The 19,276-nt window shown below is 43.1% G+C and carries 20 protein-coding genes; 7 read left to right on the top strand and 13 right to left on the bottom strand.

Annotated features, from left to right (window positions below):
• The first annotated feature begins 6 nt into the window (after positions 1-6).
• Positions 7-786, top strand: a complete 780-nt coding sequence (gene pstB / locus K370_RS10955) for a phosphate ABC transporter ATP-binding protein PstB (protein ID WP_047541519.1) — start codon at positions 7-9, stop codon at positions 784-786.
• Positions 787-897: 111 nt separating this feature from the next.
• Here pstB and K370_RS10950 read toward each other — a convergent pair whose 3' ends face one another.
• On the bottom strand, positions 898-2,106 hold the full coding sequence (locus tag K370_RS10950; RefSeq protein WP_047541991.1) for a glycosyltransferase: 1,209 nt from the start codon (positions 2,104-2,106) through the stop codon (positions 898-900).
• Positions 2,107-2,249: 143 nt separating this feature from the next.
• Here K370_RS10950 and K370_RS10945 point away from each other — a divergent pair, with 143 nt between their 5' ends.
• The gene (locus K370_RS10945) at positions 2,250-3,131 is read left to right on the top strand and encodes a zinc dependent phospholipase C family protein (RefSeq protein ID WP_047541990.1); all 882 of its coding nucleotides are present in this window, start codon (positions 2,250-2,252) and stop codon (positions 3,129-3,131) included.
• Positions 3,132-3,194: 63 nt separating this feature from the next.
• On the opposite strand, the gene K370_RS10940 is transcribed toward K370_RS10945, so the two are convergent.
• From K370_RS10940 to K370_RS10915, 6 genes are all read right to left on the bottom strand, one after another.
• Positions 3,195-3,731 carry a phosphatase PAP2 family protein gene (locus K370_RS10940; protein ID WP_047541518.1) on the bottom strand — a complete coding sequence of 179 codons (537 nt, stop codon included), beginning with the start codon at positions 3,729-3,731 and terminating at the stop codon, positions 3,195-3,197.
• A 149-nt stretch (positions 3,732-3,880) separates the two neighbouring features.
• Positions 3,881-4,246, bottom strand: a complete 366-nt coding sequence (locus K370_RS10935) for a VOC family protein (RefSeq protein WP_047541517.1) — start codon at positions 4,244-4,246, stop codon at positions 3,881-3,883.
• A 2-nt stretch (positions 4,247-4,248) separates the two neighbouring features.
• Entirely contained in the window at positions 4,249-5,604 is a 1,356-nt protein-coding gene (gene glmM / locus K370_RS10930; protein ID WP_047541515.1) for a phosphoglucosamine mutase, read from the bottom strand.
• Between the two features lie 51 nt (positions 5,605-5,655).
• The gene (folP, locus tag K370_RS10925; protein WP_047541513.1) at positions 5,656-6,480 is read right to left on the bottom strand and encodes a dihydropteroate synthase; all 825 of its coding nucleotides are present in this window, start codon (positions 6,478-6,480) and stop codon (positions 5,656-5,658) included.
• Positions 6,481-6,621: 141 nt separating this feature from the next.
• A complete protein-coding gene (gene ftsH / locus K370_RS10920) occupies positions 6,622-8,517 on the bottom strand; it encodes an ATP-dependent zinc metalloprotease FtsH (RefSeq protein ID WP_047541512.1) in 1,896 nt (631 codons plus the stop codon).
• A gap of 137 nt (positions 8,518-8,654) precedes the next feature.
• Entirely contained in the window at positions 8,655-9,275 is a 621-nt protein-coding gene (locus tag K370_RS10915; protein ID WP_047541511.1) for an RlmE family RNA methyltransferase, read from the bottom strand.
• Between the two features lie 136 nt (positions 9,276-9,411).
• Between K370_RS10915 and yhbY the strand changes: the two genes are divergently transcribed.
• On the top strand, positions 9,412-9,720 hold the full coding sequence (gene yhbY, locus K370_RS10910; RefSeq protein ID WP_047541510.1) for a ribosome assembly RNA-binding protein YhbY: 309 nt from the start codon (positions 9,412-9,414) through the stop codon (positions 9,718-9,720).
• Positions 9,721-9,764: 44 nt separating this feature from the next.
• Here the strand turns inward: yhbY and K370_RS10905 are convergent, their stop codons facing one another.
• From K370_RS10905 to carA, 4 genes are all read right to left on the bottom strand, one after another.
• Entirely contained in the window at positions 9,765-10,202 is a 438-nt protein-coding gene (locus tag K370_RS10905) for a DUF4149 domain-containing protein (RefSeq protein WP_047541509.1), read from the bottom strand.
• 31 nt (positions 10,203-10,233) lie between these two features.
• Positions 10,234-10,716 carry a transcription elongation factor GreA gene (gene greA, locus K370_RS10900; RefSeq protein WP_047541508.1) on the bottom strand — a complete coding sequence of 161 codons (483 nt, stop codon included), beginning with the start codon at positions 10,714-10,716 and terminating at the stop codon, positions 10,234-10,236.
• 159 nt (positions 10,717-10,875) lie between these two features.
• Entirely contained in the window at positions 10,876-14,079 is a 3,204-nt protein-coding gene (gene carB / locus K370_RS10895; protein ID WP_047541506.1) for a carbamoyl-phosphate synthase large subunit, read from the bottom strand.
• Complete coding sequence (gene carA / locus K370_RS10890) at positions 14,079-15,230, bottom strand: glutamine-hydrolyzing carbamoyl-phosphate synthase small subunit (RefSeq protein WP_047541504.1); 1,152 nt, start codon at positions 15,228-15,230, stop codon at positions 14,079-14,081. The genes carB and carA overlap by 1 nt, the downstream gene beginning before the upstream one ends.
• Before the next feature lie 349 nt (positions 15,231-15,579).
• On the opposite strand from carA, the gene K370_RS10885 reads away from it, so the two are divergent.
• The 4 genes from K370_RS10885 (at position 15,580) to K370_RS10875 (ending at position 17,265) form a co-directional block, all read left to right on the top strand.
• The gene (locus K370_RS10885; protein WP_047541502.1) at positions 15,580-15,786 is read left to right on the top strand and encodes a CsbD family protein; all 207 of its coding nucleotides are present in this window, start codon (positions 15,580-15,582) and stop codon (positions 15,784-15,786) included.
• Positions 15,787-15,911: 125 nt separating this feature from the next.
• Entirely contained in the window at positions 15,912-16,088 is a 177-nt protein-coding gene (locus K370_RS12135) for a PLDc N-terminal domain-containing protein (RefSeq protein WP_081977202.1), read from the top strand.
• Between the two features lie 61 nt (positions 16,089-16,149).
• Entirely contained in the window at positions 16,150-16,584 is a 435-nt protein-coding gene (locus K370_RS10880) for a GlcG/HbpS family heme-binding protein (RefSeq protein WP_047541501.1), read from the top strand.
• 150 nt (positions 16,585-16,734) lie between these two features.
• Positions 16,735-17,265 (top strand): DVUA0089 family protein, encoded by a 531-nt coding sequence (locus tag K370_RS10875; RefSeq protein ID WP_047541499.1) that lies wholly within the window; start codon positions 16,735-16,737, stop codon positions 17,263-17,265.
• Between the two features lie 103 nt (positions 17,266-17,368).
• Here K370_RS10875 and dapB read toward each other — a convergent pair whose 3' ends face one another.
• Both dapB and bamE read right to left on the bottom strand, forming a co-directional pair.
• Positions 17,369-18,175: a 4-hydroxy-tetrahydrodipicolinate reductase gene (dapB, locus tag K370_RS10870; protein WP_047541497.1), complete on the bottom strand. Its 807-nt coding sequence runs from the start codon at positions 18,173-18,175 to the stop codon at positions 17,369-17,371.
• Positions 18,176-18,278: 103 nt separating this feature from the next.
• The gene (gene bamE / locus K370_RS10865) at positions 18,279-19,250 is read right to left on the bottom strand and encodes an outer membrane protein assembly factor BamE (RefSeq protein ID WP_235272737.1); all 972 of its coding nucleotides are present in this window, start codon (positions 19,248-19,250) and stop codon (positions 18,279-18,281) included.
• Positions 19,251-19,276: the final 26 nt, after the last annotated feature.

The following is a 19,276-nucleotide window of genomic DNA, read 5'->3' as shown; positions in this document are numbered from 1 at the left end:
AAATTTATGGCCAATGTAACAACAGCAATTAAAGCAGAATCGCGTGATTTAAACTTTTTTTATAGCAACGGTATGCAAGCTTTAAAAAATGTGAATATGCCTTTGTACGAAAACAAAATCACCGCATTAATTGGCCCATCAGGCTGCGGTAAATCCACATTTTTGCGCTGTTTTAATCGCATGCACGATTTGTACCCAGGCAATAAATATCAAGGTCAAATTGTCATGCAGCCAGACAACACCAATATCTTGGAGGCTGGCGTAGATCCAATTGAAGTACGTATGCGCATTAGCATGGTGTTTCAAAAACCGAATCCATTTCCTAAATCTATCTATGAAAATGTGGCTTACGGCCTGCGTGTGCGCGGCGAAACAAATAAGCGCATGGTGGATGACAAAGTAGAAGAAGCATTAAAAGGCGGCGCACTATGGAACGAAGTTAAAGACCGTTTGCATGATTTAGCCTTTAATTTATCCGGCGGCCAGCAACAACGTTTATGTATTGCGCGTGCGTTGGCGACAGACCCAGAGATTATGTTATTTGATGAACCAACTTCTGCGCTTGACCCAATTGCCACGGCGAATATTGAAGAGTTAATGAGTGAACTGCGCAACAAACTGACTATTTTGGTGGTGACGCATAATATGCAACAAGCTGCGCGCGTCTCAGATTACACCGCTTATATGTACTTGGGCGAGTTAATTGAGTATGGCGATACGGACATGATTTTTACGCGCCCAACCCGTAAAGAAACAGAAGATTACATTACTGGTAAATTTGGTTAATGCATCCATTCAAGCTTTATTTGAATTGAATAGTTACAATAAAAAAGCCAGCAATGCTGGCTTTTTTATTTGGCTAAAACTACTTACTTAATTTAAGTCGTATTAAATCTATTAACCTTCTACCTGCTGCACATCCAGCATCACTGTTTCTTTAATCTGCTTATTTTGACTATCCAGCACAGTGCCATAAAACTTAACCATACGATCTGCCTGCTTAGCCGCGGTCCACTTTTTATGTGCATATTCACGCGCAGCCTGACCCAATTGCTTGCGGCGTTGCGGGTTAATCAGCAAGCTATGCACTTTTTGCACAAACTCCGATTCATTTTCAATCGAAATCAGCGCACCCTGTCCTTCTACCAAAATAGAGGCCGTACCTAATTCAGCAATCGCAACAACGGGCGTACCTTGCGCCATCGCTTCTAATATCACCAAGCCCTGCGTCTCACTTTTTGAGGCAAACACAAATACATCGGCCGCTTTATAACAACTATTCAACTCTGTGTTGCGATCTAAATAACCAATAAACTGTACGTTTTTTTCAATATCGTGCGATTTAACCAAGGCCCGCAAACTGGGCAACGCAGGTCCTTCACCGGCAATCACCAACAACGCATTTGGCATCACATCACTTAATAATTTGGCTACCACTAATAAAAATCCGATATTTTTTTCGTGTGCAACTCGCCCAACATACAACAACATTGGACGTTCTAACGATATGCCGTGTTTCTGTTTAAATGCATGACCATCAGCAGGATTAAAACTGCTGGTTTGCAAACCGGTAGCAATCACTTCGGCCAGAGTGTTCACGCCATAAGTACGCAGTACATCCAACATAGGCTGTGACGGCGCCACAATCGCATCGACCTGATTGCATTGGTTTTTAGAGATTAATCTCGCCAGACCACGTGCAGCAAACTGTGGAATCCATGGCAAGTAATGATGTAGGTAATCTTCAAAAAAAGTGTGGTAGGTTTCTAAAACAGGAATCTGCAACAGCTTAGATAATTTTAAGCCCGCATAATGCGCAATAAATGGTGTGTGAATATGAATCACGTCAAAATTCTTTGCTTGCAACTTATCCGCTAAACGTAATACTTCGTTATATTTCATCAACTTATCTTCAGGATCGAAATAAATCGAGCGCGCAGGCACACGCGTGATCCATGCTTCATCTTCAGTAACTACGCCATAATCGGGCGCAATTAAATATACTCTGTGACCAAGTGTTTGTAATTGCTGGGTAAACGTTCGGATCGAAGTAGAAACGCCATTGACGCGCGGGAAGTAAACATCTGAAATCAGTAATATATTCATTGACTTATCCATATAAATTTTATTCATACTATCTGTTGTTTGTGACAGATTGATGAATAAAACACGCACTTATAGCGTATTTGTCACAGAATTATCATGGCGTTGTCATTCGAAATTCATATCCAACTGCCAAAGTTGCGAACATGAAAAAACGTCTGATTCACAGTTTTTTATGGTGTTTCCCCTTAGGTATTTTTTCAATCGATGCCAATGCCTGGGGTTTGTATACCCACATTTATTTTGCACAGTGGCTGCTCATGGCCAGCCCTTTGTTAGATCCAAAAATCCAGCAAGCGATAAAAAGATTCCCCACATTAGTTTTGGCTGGCGCCTGTTTGCCAGATTTAGCAATCATTTCAAAACATTTTCACACCACGCATCAATGGCAAAAAGCGGAATGGATGATGGAAAATGCTAATTCCGAGCAAGAGATAGCGATTGCAGTCGGTTACACCAGCCATCTATTTGTCGACGTAGTAGCACACAATCATTTTGTGCCGGCATTCGAAGCCAAATGGAAACGTATTCCATGGCTGAACAACGCGCTGATTACGCATATCACCTCTGAATGGGCGATGGATGCGCATATTGCCCAGCACATAAAATACACGCCGCATCAGTTAATACGCATGCATATAAACGAACTAAGTGCGTTTGTCATGCCTTGTTTTTTTGATGGTAACCATGATGGTTTTAACCGCTCAACAACACACGTATCTGTCCATTTAAACCGATTGGCATGGGCTGATTATGTGTTAAGAAAAAGTCGGCTGTCTTCTGCTGTATTAAGATTAACCCAGTTGAAAGACAAACGACTGGTGAAAAGTCTGGAATATTACTTGGCTAAAACTAAAAATGCTTTGGTGCATTTTGATCAGTCTGTTCAAGGTAACAGACCTTTGTGGGAACCAGAACTAAATCATCTTAACGCAGCAGAGATGATTGTTTGGAGGGAGAAATGCTTGAGAGATTTAACCAGGCGTTTAGCTACGCCGATTCATTTTTATAATGCTGCAAGTGATTAAGTTGTATAACTATTAATTAAAAGTCCAGACTAACAATCTGGGTTAAATTTCAAAACTGCTGCATTAAATCAACATTAAATATAGCTGCGCGATCACGTAACCAATACTTGCACCAGCCAATACATCACTTGGATAATGCAAACCTAAAATCACGCGAGACATTGCAACCATAAGCGTGAACGGCATTAATATAATGGCCAATTGCGGGTAATAATGCATTGCCACCACGCTAAAGGCTACCGCATGCAAAGTATGGCCCGAGGGGAAACTAAAGCGATCCAGCGGCTTTCCCACCACCCAAACATCTTGCCTCACCTGAAAAGGACGTGGCCGATGCGTTGCTTTTTTCAACCATTTATAGATTAACGTGCCCGTTAAACCAGCAGCCAGCATATGCAAAACGGGCTGAATACCATTCGCCTGTTGCGTTAATATAATCGCCAGCATCAGTCCATACCAAAATACGCCATCACCCAGACGACTGATTAACCTGAACCAATCACGAATCAGTCGATATTGATTGGTATGACTCACGGTCACGCACACTGCGCTATCTAACGCATGCATGCGGCTAAGGTAAATTCGCATTTTATTTGACATCATTATCTCTTTACACTTGTTGATGCTGGCAGTGTGTCAGGATAATGTGAATGATTAGTGTCAGTTAAATGAAGTTTTTTTGACGTAACTTATTGATATATATCAATAAACAATAATATTGTTTCTACTATTTAAATTAAATAGTAGGTTTAATCCGTATTTTGCCCGATTCGCCAAAGCACACCACTAGGATCAGCTATCACAAAATCACGCATGCCCCATGGCTGTTGTTCTATAGCGCCAACATTGACGCCGTATTTTTTGGCAATATTAGCGCTTTGTATTTTGCTCCACCATGCATCCACATCTTCCACTAGTAAATGCATCATCAAGTTGTCAGCAAACTCTTTTACATAAAAATCTTGTAATAAAAAACTTACATGTTGATGATGAAAATAGGCAACACCACCGCCCTCTGATGCCAATACAAAGCCAATTTCCTGATAAAACTGTTTGGACAATGCAAAGTCTTTTGCAGGCACAAACGCCTTAATCTCAACTGCGTTTAAATTCATTTTTATTCTGCAGCTTTTTTAACAACGGCCGCAATGTCTTCAGCCAGTTTTTGCACCAACGCAGCATCTTGGCCTTCCACCATCACGCGAATTTTCGGTTCAGTACCAGAAGCACGTAGCAATACACGACCTGAACCATTCAGTTTTGTTTCAGCAGCTTTAACTGACCGCTGAATATCAGTATGCTGTAAATCCAACTTATCTTTAGTCGTCACATTGATTAACACTTGTGGATACAAACTTAAACTCGCGCCAATTTCTGCCAGCGTTTTACCGCTATCTGCCAGCGCTTGCAGTACTTGCAGAGCCGCGATGATTGCGTCGCCACTGCTATGCTTATCCAGCGTTAAAATATGGCCAGAGTTCTCGCCACCTAATTTCCAGTTCTTCTGATTCAGCAATTCCAGCACATAGCGGTCACCCACATTGGCACGCGCAAATGGTATTTGATGTTTTTGCAGCGCATGTTCAAGCGCTAAATTGGTCATCAACGTGCCCGCCACGCCGCCTTTCAATTTACCTTTAGCATATAAACCTAGCGCAATAATGTACAAAAGCTGGTCACCATCCAATAAATTACCAAGGTTATCCACCATCATCACACGGTCGCCATCACCATCAAAAGCAATGCCCAAATCCGCCTGCTGTTCTACAACTGCCTTTTGTAGCGCCTGCGGATGCGTTGAGCCAACTTGCTCATTGATATTCAAACCATCCGGCTTATTACCGATTGTAATGACTTCTGCACCCAGCTCATGAAAAACAGGTGGTGCCACATGATAAGTTGCACCATGCGCACAATCCAGTACGATTTTTAGACCGCGCAAGTCTAAATGATTGGGAAAAGTGCTTTTACAAAACTCAATATAACGTCCAGCCGCATCATCAATACGGCGCGCTTTGCCTAGCTTTGCCGACTCCATCACCTGCATTGGCTTATCTAATTCAGCCTCAATTGCATGCTCAATCTCATCCGGCAATTTAGCGCCCAAACTAGAGAAAAACTTAATGCCATTATCGTAATAAGGATTATGTGAGGCAGAAATGACGATCCCTGCCTGCGCACGCAAAGCGCGCGTGAGATAAGCAACCGCAGGTGTCGGCATTGGCCCTGTCAGTAAGACATCAACGCCAGCAGCCGACAAACCTGCCTCCAGCGCGGCTTCTAACATGTAGCCAGAAATGCGTGTGTCTTTTCCTATCAGTACAGCAGGGCGTGCGCCTTTTGCTAAATCGCCGGCACGGACCGCCAAGACACGACCAGCGGCATAACCCAGACGCATGACGAAATCAGGTGTAATCGGGTGCTCCCCTACTTTTCCACGAATACCGTCAGTGCCGAAATATTGTTTACTCATATTGTTTTACTCTTATCGTAATTGCCGTTTATGCTGATTAATCATTGGTGATTATTGCTGGATTGCCACCACTACTTTTAATGCTTCCACTGTTGCTTTTACATCATGCACACGTAATATTTTAGCACCAACCATTGCCGAGATAACCGATGCCGCGACACTGGCGTATAGCCTTGCATCCACATCATGTCCAGTCACTTGGCCTAATACAGATTTACGTGACAGACCAACCAGCAAAGGCTGACCCAGCGATGAAAAACTAGCAAGATGTTGAATCAAGGCAATATTATGTGCCCGCGTTTTTCCAAATCCAAAACCAGGGTCAAGCAAAATTCGATCTCTTGCAATGTCTGCTGCTTCACACACCTCTAGCCGCTGCTGCAAAAATGCTTTTACTTCACTCACAACATCAGTGTATTGCGGGTTGATTTGCATGCTTTGTGGCGTGCCTTGCATATGCATCAGACACACACCTGCATCAGAAGCCGCAACGATACTCAAAGCATCACTTTCCTGTAATGCACGTATATCGTTCACAATACTAGCACCAGCTGCAATCGCTGCTTGCATCACTTGCGATTTATAAGTGTCTATCGATAACGGAATATTGATTTGCTTAACCAAAACTTCAATCACAGGAATCACGCGGTCTAATTCTTCTTGCAAACTCACCGGCACTGCATTTGGTCGGGTAGATTCACCGCCAACATCCAGAATATCAGCACCTTCTTCCACCAGCTTTAACGCGTGCTCAACCGCTAGATTCGTTTGCGCAAACTTTCCACCATCCGAAAATGAATCCGGCGTGACATTCACAATGCCCATCACGTGTGGGCGATTTAAATTGAGCTGAAATTTTCCGCAATTAAAAATCATATCGATAATCGCCAGGTAATAAGAATGCTAGACAATAAAACCTCTAGATAATAAAAAAGGGTTGAGCCAATCAATATTGGAATCAACCCTTATTTTAACACCACTTATATTTGAATATTAACGTAGACTTAACACATTAAATTACTCAATTTTTGCCGCAGGCTGCGGCGCTGGCGTTGCCGTGGTGCCAGAAGATCCGCCGCTATCCGTTGGCTTTACTTTTGGCTGGCGAGGTTTAGGCGCACGCACTGGCAAACTTGCCATAATATCGTTGATCTGATCAGCATCAATGGTTTCATATTCCATCAACGCCGCAGTCATCGCCTCAACTTTATCACGATTGTCTTCCAGCAATTTGCGCGCAATACCATATTGCTCATCCAAAATACGGCGAATCTCAGCATCTACTTTTTGCTGCGTCGCTTCACTCACCGTTTTAGAGCTCATGTTGCCGAAAAACGAATCCTGCTCGCTACCTGCATAAACCATCGTGCCAAGTGCGTCACTCATGCCGTACTTAGTCACCATATCACGCGCTAATTTAGTTGCACGCTCAAAGTCATTCGATGCGCCAGTACTCATTTGATGCATGAAAATTTCTTCAGCAATACGCCCGCCAAATAGAATCGAAATTTCTTCCAGCATCTTATCTTTATAGTTACTGATGCGATCGAACTCAGGCAACTGCCATGTTAATCCAAGCGCCCAACCACGCGGCATAATGGTTACTTTATGTACAGGATCTGCCTTTGGTAACAACTTAGCTACTACAGCATGACCGCTTTCGTGATACGCCGTATTGCGACGCTCCTCTTCGCGCATCACCATCGATTTACGCTCAGGACCCATGTAGATTTTGTCTTTAGCATCTTCAAAATCTTCCATATCAACCGTACGTTTGCTGCGACGTGCCGCAAATAAAGCGGCTTCATTCACTAAGTTAGCCAAATCTGCACCACTAAAACCAGGCGTACCGCGCGCTAAAATATCAGCTTTCACATCTGGATCAATTGGCACTTTACGCATATGCACCAATAAAATTTGCTCACGGCCTTTAATGTCAGGCAAACCAACCATTACTTGACGGTCAAAACGACCTGGACGTAACAAGGCTTTATCCAATACATCCGCCCTATTGGTTGCCGCGATAATAATCACACCAGAACTGGCTTCAAAACCGTCCATTTCCACCAATAACTGGTTCAATGTTTGCTCGCGCTCATCGTTGCCGCCGCCAGTACCCGCACCACGGCTACGTCCTACCGCATCAATCTCGTCGATAAAGATAATGCAAGGCGAGTTTTTCTTGGCTGTTTCAAACATATCACGTACACGCGCCGCACCAACACCGACAAACATTTCCACAAAGTCTGAACCAGAGATTGAGAAAAATGGCACTTTTGCTTCGCCTGCGATTGCACGCGCAAGCAAGGTTTTACCTGTACCAGGAGGACCAACAAGCAATACGCCACGTGGAATACGGCCACCTAGTTTCTGGAATTTGGTCGGCTCTTTTAAAAAGTCGACCAACTCAGTAACTTCTTCTTTCGCCTCATCGCAACCGGCCACATCGGCAAAAGTCGTTTGATTTGAACTTTCGTCTAATTGACGCGCTTTACTTTTACCAAACGAAAACGGTCCACCGCCCTTGCCGCCGCCTTGCATTTGACGCATAAAGAAAATCCATACACCAATCAATAAAATCATTGGGAACCAGGACATGAATAGCTCTAACAATACAGAGCGTTGTTGCTCTGGCTTCGCTTCGACGACTACGTTGTATTTTAATAAGTCGTTCACCATCCATAAATCATTCGGCGCGTAGGTACTAAATTCTTTGCCATCTTGCGTTTTACCATGCACGACACGGCCGTCGATCTGCACTTTGGCAATACGGCCATTTTTCACTTCCTGCATGAATTGTGAGTAGACCATTTGGCTATCTGCTTTGCTGGTTGCGCCAAATTGGTTGAACACCATCATCAACACAAGCGCTACTGCTAGCCAAATTGCGATACTTTTTGCGATATTATTCACGTGCCCATTCCTTAAAAATTGGGGAATTCAAGTCATTAAACAGATGACTTATTTTAAACTAATTCACTTACACGCATTGTTAAATTACTAACATTACGCCAGTCTATATTATTCAGTTATTACTTAAGTTCTTATTCTTAAGCCTTTTTATTTAAGCCTAATAAATACACTTCACTACTGCGATCACGCGATGCTTTTGGCTTGCGGGTAACTACCTTAGCAAATTGTAATCGCATCACTTTTACAATCTCTTCAAAACCTGAGCCTATAAAAACTTTGACTAAAAAATGCCCATCTGGTTTCAGCCATACGGAACTAAATGCCAAGGCCAATTCAGTTAAATAAGCCGAACCCGCCAAGTCAACATCTTTAATACCACTTATATTGGGGGCCATATCCGCAATTACAAGGTCTACTTTTTTACCATTTAGACTATTTTCGAGTTCTTTTAAAACCGCATCTTCCCGAAAATCCCCTTGAATAAAAGTCACACCAGGAATCGCTTGCATCTCAAGAATATCCAAAGCAATCACATTGCCTTGGCCCTTTAAGCGCTGCACCACCACTTGCGACCAGCTTCCGGGTGTTGAACCTAGATCAACCACTGTCATACCCGGCTTGATTAACTTATCTTTATCATCAATTTCGATTAATTTATAAGCAGCACGCGCACGATAGCCTTCTTTTTGAGCACGTTTTACAAATTCGTCATTCAGATGCTCTTGCATCCAGGCTTTACTGGTTCTAGTAGGTTTCAAAATATAGTTTGTTTCAAGTTATAACAACTTTCAAAATAAAGCCTCTTTTAATATGTGACAAATTTCAAAGTAAAATGGCTTCAAATCAACAACAGCTGTTCATGATAAAATAGTGCATTATTTAAAAGGTTAACAAATGAAACTTAGCACCAAACAAATTGCTCATTTACGCGGCTTAGCGCACAGCTTAAACCCTGTTGTCATGATCGGCAATAACGGCCTGACCGAAAGTGTTCTAAAAGAAATTGAGCTTAACTTAAATGCCCACGAATTGATTAAAGTGCAGGTAGCAGGTGATGACCGTGATGCGCGAAAGGCTTTATATTTAGAAGTTTGCACGAAAACCAACGCAGTTGCAGTACATCATATTGGCAAACAATTAGTATTTTATCGTGCAAGCAATACCGTAAAAGAAAAAGCTAAAGTTATCATTCCAAAGCTTTGAATTTAACGCTTTAGGTTTAATCTAAAGCATTATTCACTCTAATGCTATCGTACTTTTAATACCAGCACAAAGCCCAGCAAGCACTCTAACAAATAAGCCACACTAGCTACACCGTGCCAGTTTCTAAACCTACTGGCAAAAACGCTTTGCATCACATCGTTTGGCAGCGCTGCGCTTCTCAACTGTGCGAGCAAAGGTTGAATACCAAAATGTCCTGCTAATACTAAAAGCAGCATAACAAACACGGCCCAAAAAAAACTTTGTCTTAATGCAGCAGTGCCGTAATCCAGCAGGCGTTGAATCAGCAAATAAATTGCGCTTACCATGCCAATGTAACTGACAATAGTGAATAAGCGCCCAGCTAAACTGCCCGCCAACCGCTTATCTTGCAAGACATCAAATAACACATAAGCAGACAGGCCGATTGCCCAAAGTGCGCCAACCCAAAGCGTCACAACAATCAAGTTTAGTCTAGATAACATTCGTTTAAATATCCAAGTGTGCTATCGAGTTTTAAATATAAAGCACATCAAGTACTTCATACTCTTTAATGCCGCCAGGTGCAGAAACCTCTGCTACTTCACCTGCTGATTTACCAATCAATGCGCGCGCAATGGGTGAGCCTACCGAAATCTTACCGCCTTTAATGTCAGCCTCATCCTCACCAACAATTTGGTAGGTTTTATTGTCGCCTGAATCTAAATCTTCAATATTGACAGTAGCGCCAAACACTACGCGACCTTCAGCATGCAAAGTAGTAGGATCAATCACCAATAAATTAGATAGCTTTGATTCCAGTTCTGCGATACGACCTTCAATAAAGCTCTGCTTTTCCTTGGCCGCTTCATATTCTGCATTTTCAGATAAGTCACCTTGCGCGCGCGCTTCTGCAATCGCCTGAATCACCGCAGGGCGATCAGTGCTACGTAAACGCTGTAACTCTTCTTTGAGTAGCTCTGCGCCTTTAATGGTGACGGGAATTTGATTTAATGCCATGCTGTAAGACCGTTCTAAATAGTGGTAAAAAAATAAACCACACCCAAGATGAGCGTGGTTTTAGGTAATTGTTAAGCTAAAGTGTATTTTAGATAAGCTTTTTATGCAAGTCCAAGCTTTCTGATTTGGGCTTTTTAACTCCAGATTTTGTGCAGTATTTTATGCCAGCTTTTTGTGTAATTCTTGCAGCGACTCCACATTAAGCTCTTCCATATGCGCCATGCCAATACATGCAGCCTTAGCACCTGCAAGCGTCGTGTAATACGTGACTTTATTTTGCAAAGCACTGCGACGAATTTCATAAGAGTCAGCAACCGCCTTTTTGTCTTCAGTCACGTTCACAATAAAATTGATTTCATTGTTTTTAATCATATCGACGATATGCGGGCGACCTTCTGCTACTTTATTCACGGGTGTAACCGTTAAGCCATGCTCTACTAGCGCTTTAGCCGTGCCTTTGGTCGCTACTAAAGTAAAGCCCAGCTTGGCTAAATCTTGTGCAATATCCACTACTTTTTGGTGGTCTTCGTTGCGCACACTAATAAACGCACGACCACCTTTAGGTAGTTTAGCCGATGCGCCTAGTTGCGATTTGACAAACGCTTCTGCAAAAGTAGCGCCCACGCCCATCACTTCACCAGTTGATTTCATCTCCGGGCCTAAAATCGTATCAACACCAGGAAACTTAATAAACGGGAATACCGCTTCTTTTACTGAGAAATAAGGCGGAATCACTTCTTTTGTCACACCTTGCGATTTTAGGCTTTGACCTGCCATACAGCGTGCAGCGATTTTAGCCAATTGCAATCCACAGGCTTTTGACACAAATGGCACGGTACGCGATGCACGCGGATTCACTTCAAGCACATAAACAGTCGTGCCTTGAATCGCAAATTGCACATTCATCAAACCTTTTACGCCTAATGCTTTGGCCATTTGTACGGTTTGTACACGCAACTCATCTTGCAACTTTTCACTTAAGTTATAAGGCGGTAATGAACAGGCAGAATCGCCAGAATGCACGCCAGCTTGCTCGACGTGCTGCATAATGCCGCCGATCAGCACATCTTCGCCGTCACAAATCGCGTCCACATCGATTTCCAGCGCGTCGTTTAAAAAGCGGTCCAATAATACTGGAGATTCGTTAGAAACCTTCACCGCTTCACGCATATAACGTTCTAGCTGACTTTGCTCATGGACGATTTCCATCGCACGGCCACCTAAAACATAGCTTGGGCGAACAACTAATGGATAACCGATTTCCGCCGCGGCAATCAATGCCGCTTCTGGCGTACGCGCCGTACGGTTTGGTGGTTGTTTTAAGCCTAAATCCTGTAGCATTTTCTGGAAACGTTCACGGTCTTCTGCTCTGTCGATCGCGTCCGGTGTCGTACCTATAATCGGTACACCGGCTTTTTCTAAATCACGCGCCAGTTTCAATGGCGTTTGTCCGCCATACTGCACAATCACCCCCACGGGTTTTTCGATATGCACGATTTCAAGCACATCTTCCAATGTCACAGGCTCAAAATACAGACGGTCTGATGTATCGTAATCGGTAGAAACCGTTTCAGGATTGCAGTTGACCATGATGGTTTCGTAACCATCTTCGCGCATGGCAAATGCCGCATGTACACAGCAATAATCAAACTCAATACCTTGGCCAATACGATTTGGTCCGCCGCCCAACACCATGATTTTTTTCTTGTTGGTTGGTTGCGCTTCGCATTCCTCTTCATAGCTGGAATACATATAAGCCGTATCCGTTGCAAACTCTGCCGCGCAAGTATCGACGCGCTTATACACAGGGCGAATATTCAGATTTTGACGATATGCACGTACTGTATGCTGATCTGTCGCCAACAACTTCGCTAATCGTCTATCAGAGAAACCACGGCGCTTTAATTGAAACAACGCGTCACGATCCAAATCTATAATATTTCTGCCACTTAACGCAGTTTCGCGCTCGATAATGTCTTTAATTTGCGCTAAAAACCAGTGGTCAATTTTTGATATATCAAAAATCTGTGCGATTGTCATACCCTGACGCAACGCATCACCCAAATACCAAATACGCTCTGGGCCAGGCTCACCCAACTCTTTGGTAATACGGTCAATATCCGTCGTGATGGAATCTAGTCCATCTACACCAACCTCAAGTCCACGCAATGCTTTTTGAAATGACTCCTGAAATGTACGTCCAATCGCCATCACTTCACCAACAGATTTCATTTGCGTCGTTAAACGCGAATCCGCCTGCGGGAATTTTTCAAATGCAAAACGCGGTATTTTAGTCACTACATAATCAATACTCGGTTCAAACGAAGCGGGGGTCTGGCCATCAGTAATTTCATTTTTAAGCTCATCCAACGTAAAGCCAACAGCTAATTTAGCCGCCACTTTTGCAATGGGGAAACCCGTCGCTTTTGAAGCCAATGCAGATGAACGCGATACACGCGGATTCATCTCAATCACAATCATGCGACCATCAACAGGGTTAATGGCAAACTGCACATTAGAACCACCAGTATCGACACCGATTTCGCGTAACACAGCCAAGCTGGCATTACGCATGATTTGATACTCTTTGTCCGTCAATGTTTGTGCTGGCGCAACGGTAATACTGTCGCCCGTATGTACGCCCATCGGGTCTAGATTTTCAATCGAACAGATGATGATGCAGTTATCCGCTTTATCGCGCACCACTTCCATCTCATATTCTTTCCAGCCCAGCATTGATTCTTCAATCAACAGCTCTTTGGTTGGCGATGCATCCAAACCGCGCTCACAAATCGTGATGAATTCTTCACGATTATAAGCAATACCGCCGCCACTACCGCCCATGGTAAATGATGGGCGAATAATCGCTGGATAACCAATACTGGCTTGCACCTGCAAAGCTTCTTCCATTGAATGCGCGATGCTGGAGCGTGCAGAACCCAAGCCAATTTTAGTCATGGCTTCTTTAAATTTTTGGCGATCTTCCGCTTTATCAATCGCTTCCTTTGAGGCGCCAATTAGCTCAACATTGTATTTAGCCAATACGCCGTGCTTATCTAAATCCAAGGCACAGTTAAGCGCAGTTTGCCCACCCATTGTCGGCAATAAGGCATCTGGCTTTTCTTTGGCAATAATCTTTTCAACGACACGCCAGGTAATTGGCTCAATGTAAGTCGCATCTGCCATTTCAGGGTCGGTCATAATCGTGGCAGGATTAGAGTTAACCAAAATAACGCGATAACCTTCTTCGCGCAATGCTTTACACGCCTGGGCGCCAGAATAATCAAACTCGCAAGCTTGACCAATAACGATCGGCCCTGCGCCGATGATTAGAATAGATTTAATGTCGGTACGCTTAGCCATTACGCTGCTTCCTTTTTCTGCATAAGCGATATAAATTGATCAAATAATTCACTCATTTCTGTTGGACCTGGACTCGCTTCAGGATGTCCCTGAAAACTGAATGCAGGCTTATCTGTGCGTGCAATGCCTTGCAAACTGCCATCAAATAACGAGATATGCGTTATCTTGATATTGACAGGCAAAGTGGCTGGGTCTGCCGCAAAGCCATGGTTTTGACTGGTGATATAAACGCGCTTTGTTTCAACGTCTTGCACTGGATGATTAGCACCATGATGTCCAAATTTCATCTTCACGGTTTTCGCGCCACTGGCTAAAGCCAACAATTGATGGCCTAAACAAATGCCGAATGTCGGAATACCTGAATCCACCAATGTTTTAATCGCTTTAATCGCGTAATCGCAGGGTTCAGGATCACCAGGTCCGTTCGACAAAAAGATGCCGTCTGGTTGGTAGCTTAATGCTTGTTCTGCCGTAGCTTGCGCCGGTAGCACAGTTACTTTACAGCCGCGTGAAACCAGCATGCGCAGAATATTTTGCTTAACACCGTAATCAAAAGCGACAACATGAAACCTGGTTTTCTCGGGCGCTTCAAAACCTTTACCCAACGACCATTCACCATCGTTAAACTCATAAGCTGTTTTACAGCTAACGACTTTTGCTAAATCCATACCTGCTAAGCCAGGAAAGCTTTGCGCCAGACTTAACGCTTTTTTTATCTCAATTTCTTGAGTAGCATTTTCACCAGCCAGAATACAGCCAGCTTGCGCACCTTTTTCACGCAAAATACGTGTTAACTTGCGCGTATCGATATCTGCAATCGCCACAACATTATTGGCGACTAAATATTCAGATAAAGTTTGATTGCTACGGAAATTAGATTCTAAAAGTGGTAAATCGCGAATGATTAAACCCGCTGCGTAAACTTGATTGGATTCTACATCTTCCGCATTGGTCCCTGTGTTGCCGATATGCGGATAAGTAAGTGTGACGATTTGTTTGGTATAGGAAGGATCAGTGAGGATTTCTTGATAGCCAGTCATCGCGGTATTAAAAACCACCTCACCGACTGTATGCCCAGAAGCGCCAATTGAAATGCCTTTAAAAACAGTCCCATCTGCTAACACTAAAACCGCTGGAATTGTTTTCGACACCTTAGAGCTCCTTTATTTCGACACTGCACAGCATTGCTGGCATCACTTTACACACACCTTTGAGCAGATGCGCAAAACGGGAAAAGCTTTATAAACTCTTCCCGTTTTCAGAATTAAGACATTATAGCCGCAATTCGCCCCAACCTCAAGTTAAGGCTTAACAATTTCCACCTGAAGATTGTCATTTAGTCAGCCTGAAATACAAACCTATCAGACGATTCTGACATAAAGTTAAGCCTTAAGCTGATGTGTTGCTGCATGATTTAAGCTTTAAATGACCACAAGCCATTTAAAACTACTTAAACGGCTATTTACTATTTAATTATCATTTTAAGTTAAGGATAACATCATGAATTGGGATCAAGTAGAAGGTAACTGGAAACAATTAAAAGGGAGTGTTAAAGAAAAGTGGGGAAAGCTTACCGATGACCACCTAGATGTAATCGCAGGTAAACGCGATCAATTGGCAGGAAAAATCCAAGAAACCTACGGTATAAATAAAGAGGAAGCTGAAAAGCAGATTGCCGATTGGCAAGACAGACAAAAATATAAATAACATTAATTCCACAGTACAAATAAATTTTGTGCTGTTTTTAGCTGTTATGCTTGAAAAACGTGTAATAGCAAAAATATTAAAATAACTTAATTAAATTAACGGCACGATCAAAAAGGGGAAGTAACATGTACTCCATTATTGGCTTACTCATTTTTATATTGGATATCTTCGCCATTATTAAAATCATTCAAAGCACAGCTTCTGGCATCGAAAAAATATTGTGGATTCTTGGTGTGTTAATATTTCCAGTGCTAGGTTTGATTGTCTGGTTTTTTGCGGGCCCTGGCGGCAAGAAAATATAAGGTGAAACTCAATATTTACAGCAACAAATTTAATAATCTCTAACAACCAAAGGATATTTACATGCACGTAAGCTTTGAACAAGCGCAACAAATCATTGATAAAGCAGTAGAAAAATCGAAAGAAATTGGCGTTAAGATGTGTATCGCAGTGCTGGACTCTGGCGGCAACTTAAAAAGCTTTAGCAGAATGGATGATGCATGGGTTGGCAGTATTGACATTGCGATTAAAAAAGCAAAAACCGCCTGTTATTTTGCTATGCCTTCCGGTGAAATCGGCAAGCTTTCGGTACCAGGCTCGCCACTATACGGAATAGAGCACTCGAATGACGGATTAATTACATTTCCTGGCGGCTTACCCATCGTCGACAACGAAGGTATTTTAGTCGGCGCCATTGGCGTAAGTGGCGATACCGTTGAGAATGACCATCTTGTGGCGCAGGCTGGCGTGGATGTAGCGGGCGTCTGTAACGTGCCTAAACACCCATGGCGCACATAAACCTGATGTAATTAAATTCAGTGCAATTCACCCTAATAGCCTGTGACCCAAACGGGCTATTTTCTTATGTAAATTAGTCCAATATGATAGGGCTGTAGTGAAATATTACCGATTTATCAAGGGCAGTTATTATCATTAAGGGGGTACAAAATGAAACTAGTTAAGCTTTTATTAGCGTCAGTTGCTTTAGTTGCAGGCACAGCACAAGCAAATACAATCAGCACATCAGTTTTAGTGGACAACTTTCCAACAGATCAAACGGTAGCATACATTAATTTCAACGTGACAGATGCAGGGTCATTTGATATTTTTGCTAACTCTGCATTTGGTAGTCAGGTTGATCCGTACATTTATTTATTTGCTAGCCCATTAAGCGTTGGTACGTTCATCGAGTCTGATGACGATAGCGGTGTAGGTCTAGGCTCATTCATTGACCGCAATTTGAATATTGGCAGCTATGTACTTGCTGTTTCAACATTCAATTTTAGTTTATTTGAAGCAGTTAATGGTTACAATGGCTCAGTAGACAACAGCAGCGATGGTTATGTAGATGTTACAATCGCTTCACGTAATGGCGAAGCAGAGTTTGGTAATCCATCAGCAGTTCCAGTTCCAGCAGCAGCTTGGCTATTTGGCTCTGCATTATTAGGCTTTGCTGGCTTTAGACGTAAATCAGTTTAATAACACATTGTTATTAACCAATAAAAAAGCCGCATAAATGCGGCTTTTTTATTTAAGCTTACTTACACTTTAAATAAGCAAACTATCAGCATTCAATGCTTAACTAACGCAAACTCAGCACATCTCTCATATCATATAAACCAGAAGATTTAGCACCTAGATACTTGGCCGCACGCAAAGCGCCTTGCGCGAACGTGGCGCGACTACTGGCTTTATGTGTAAGCTCGACGCGCTCACCAACACCAGCCAGCACCACGGTATGGTCACCCACCACATCACCGCCACGTAAAGTGGAAAAACCAATTGTGCCAGCTTCGCGCTCACCGGTAACGCCCTCGCGCGCATAAACCGCGCAATCTTTAAGCTCCTTGCCCAAGCCTTGCGCAGCAGCTTCGCCTAACCTTAGCGCCGTGCCTGATGGCGCATCCACTTTATGTCGGTGATGCATTTCAACCACTTCAATGTCATACCCATCATTGAGTATTTTTGCTGCTTGCTCAACCAAGTTAATCAATAAAGTCACGCCAACACTCATATTGGGTGCAAATACAATGGCAATGTTTTTGGCAGCCGCATCAATGGTTAACTTCTCTTCCGCTGTAAAACCAGTGGTACCAATCACATGTTTTACATTTGCCTTTTTACAAGCTTCAAGATACTGCAAAGTCGCTTCTGGCCTTGTAAAGTCAATCAAAACATCTGCACCTTTCAGTGCCGCGTCAATATCGCTGGTAATTTTTACCCCCGTATTTTGACCAAACTGCTCACCCGCATCGCGGCCAATTTGCGGACTACTAGCGCGATCTAATGCGCCATGCAATTGCAGCTCATGGTCAGCAAAAACGCCCTCTAGCAACGCATGTCCCATACGCCCAGTCACGCCGGCAATTACAATTTTTGTTTTAATCATTTTAATATTTAATTCTTAAAATTTAATTTTCAGCTTAAGCTTTAAAACTTGCTCCTAAATCCAGCTGATTCTTAACAATATCAATCGTCTTTAATTTAATAGACTAAAAGCCGATCTTTTCTAACATCCTTTCAAAATAACCCGGCTCTTCTTCATCTGGTTGCGGCTTGCCTTCTGCCGCATTTGGTTGTTCAGCCGGTTTGGATGTATTTTTAGCAGGCTCTTGCGCTGCATTACTCGAATCAATATTTTTAGCATCTAAATTTCGATCCAATCTAAAAATACGCTCTTCATCCTGCTTGGCTGGTGAACCAGACTTAACCGGCAAATCGGCCGCCGGAATTGCTTCTGCTGGAGCAACTACCGGCTTAGTTTCTGTTGGTTTAGATTCAATCACTGGCGCATCTTCAACCGGTGCAATTGGAATCGGGACAGCTAACATAGATGGCGTTTCTGCAGCGGGCAACGCTTCAGGCGACTCGTTAACAGGCGCAGTCATTTCTGATGCCGGCTCATGTTTAACAGCATCGTTTGGTGCTATTTCATTCGTCACTGATTTTGATTCTGGCGTTATGGACTCAGTGCTTGGTTTCGCTTCTGGGGTTTCACCATTCTTTGGAGCCTCGCTATCTTTCCAGAACTTTAGATTCTCCAGAATCCCTTCTTTTTCTGCTGGTTTCGCTGCTGCTGGTGCCGGTTCTTTAGATAAAACAACCGCGCCCGTATCCGCGCCAGGTGTTCCCTGTGGCACAACATCGCCACGCACTCGCGCTAATAAGTCTTTTTCAAAGTCTAAAATAACCCGACGCTGCTCAACCACTTTGCCTGCCTGACGCAACTGGTAAAAATAATCCCAGCGATTGGTATGAAAGCTATCAATGACTAGCGGCGTACCCATAATAAATTTCACTTGCGACTTGGTCATGCCCGGGCGCAACTGCAATAACATTTTAGAGGTGACTACATTGCCTTGTTGGATTTCCATTTTAAACGGCTTAATCACAGGCACGCTTGATCCGCAGCCAACAATGAGTGTGCTGCAAGCAATGAACAAAGGGAACAATAAACTGCGCATGGTTTTATGCATGGGTAAAGACTTAT

Source organism: Methylotenera versatilis 7 (genome assembly GCF_000799165.1).
GTDB classification, from domain to species: Bacteria; Pseudomonadota; Gammaproteobacteria; order Burkholderiales; family Methylophilaceae; genus Methylotenera_A; species Methylotenera_A versatilis_A.
Note: the sequence above shows the minus strand (reverse complement) of the source record. Positions and strands in the feature narration are given on the sequence as shown.

Excerpts from the sequence above, each read along its gene's own strand:
- carB (WP_047541506.1), bottom strand. The coding sequence starts at position 14,079 with ATGGCTAAGCGTACCGACATTAAATCTATTCTAATCATCGGCGCAGGG.
- K370_RS10945 (WP_047541990.1), top strand. The coding sequence starts at position 2,250 with ATGAAAAAACGTCTGATTCACAGTTTTTTATGGTGTTTCCCCTTAGGT.
- dapB (WP_047541497.1), bottom strand. The coding sequence starts at position 18,175 with ATGATTAAAACAAAAATTGTAATTGCCGGCGTGACTGGGCGTATGGGA.
- K370_RS10880 (WP_047541501.1), top strand. The coding sequence starts at position 16,150 with ATGCACGTAAGCTTTGAACAAGCGCAACAAATCATTGATAAAGCAGTA.
- K370_RS12135 (WP_081977202.1), top strand. The coding sequence starts at position 15,912 with ATGTACTCCATTATTGGCTTACTCATTTTTATATTGGATATCTTCGCC.
- K370_RS10940 (WP_047541518.1), bottom strand. The coding sequence starts at position 3,731 with ATGTCAAATAAAATGCGAATTTACCTTAGCCGCATGCATGCGTTAGAT.
- greA (WP_047541508.1), bottom strand. The coding sequence starts at position 10,716 with ATGGCATTAAATCAAATTCCCGTCACCATTAAAGGCGCAGAGCTACTC.
- K370_RS10935 (WP_047541517.1), bottom strand. The coding sequence starts at position 4,246 with ATGAATTTAAACGCAGTTGAGATTAAGGCGTTTGTGCCTGCAAAAGAC.
- pstB (WP_047541519.1), top strand. The coding sequence starts at position 7 with ATGGCCAATGTAACAACAGCAATTAAAGCAGAATCGCGTGATTTAAAC.
- bamE (WP_235272737.1), bottom strand. The coding sequence starts at position 19,250 with ATGCGCAGTTTATTGTTCCCTTTGTTCATTGCTTGCAGCACACTCATT.
- K370_RS10875 (WP_047541499.1), top strand. The coding sequence starts at position 16,735 with ATGAAACTAGTTAAGCTTTTATTAGCGTCAGTTGCTTTAGTTGCAGGC.
- glmM (WP_047541515.1), bottom strand. The coding sequence starts at position 5,604 with ATGAGTAAACAATATTTCGGCACTGACGGTATTCGTGGAAAAGTAGGG.
- K370_RS10885 (WP_047541502.1), top strand. The coding sequence starts at position 15,580 with ATGAATTGGGATCAAGTAGAAGGTAACTGGAAACAATTAAAAGGGAGT.
- K370_RS10950 (WP_047541991.1), bottom strand. The coding sequence starts at position 2,106 with ATGAATATATTACTGATTTCAGATGTTTACTTCCCGCGCGTCAATGGC.
- folP (WP_047541513.1), bottom strand. The coding sequence starts at position 6,480 with ATGATTTTTAATTGCGGAAAATTTCAGCTCAATTTAAATCGCCCACAC.
- yhbY (WP_047541510.1), top strand. The coding sequence starts at position 9,412 with ATGAAACTTAGCACCAAACAAATTGCTCATTTACGCGGCTTAGCGCAC.
- K370_RS10905 (WP_047541509.1), bottom strand. The coding sequence starts at position 10,202 with ATGTTATCTAGACTAAACTTGATTGTTGTGACGCTTTGGGTTGGCGCA.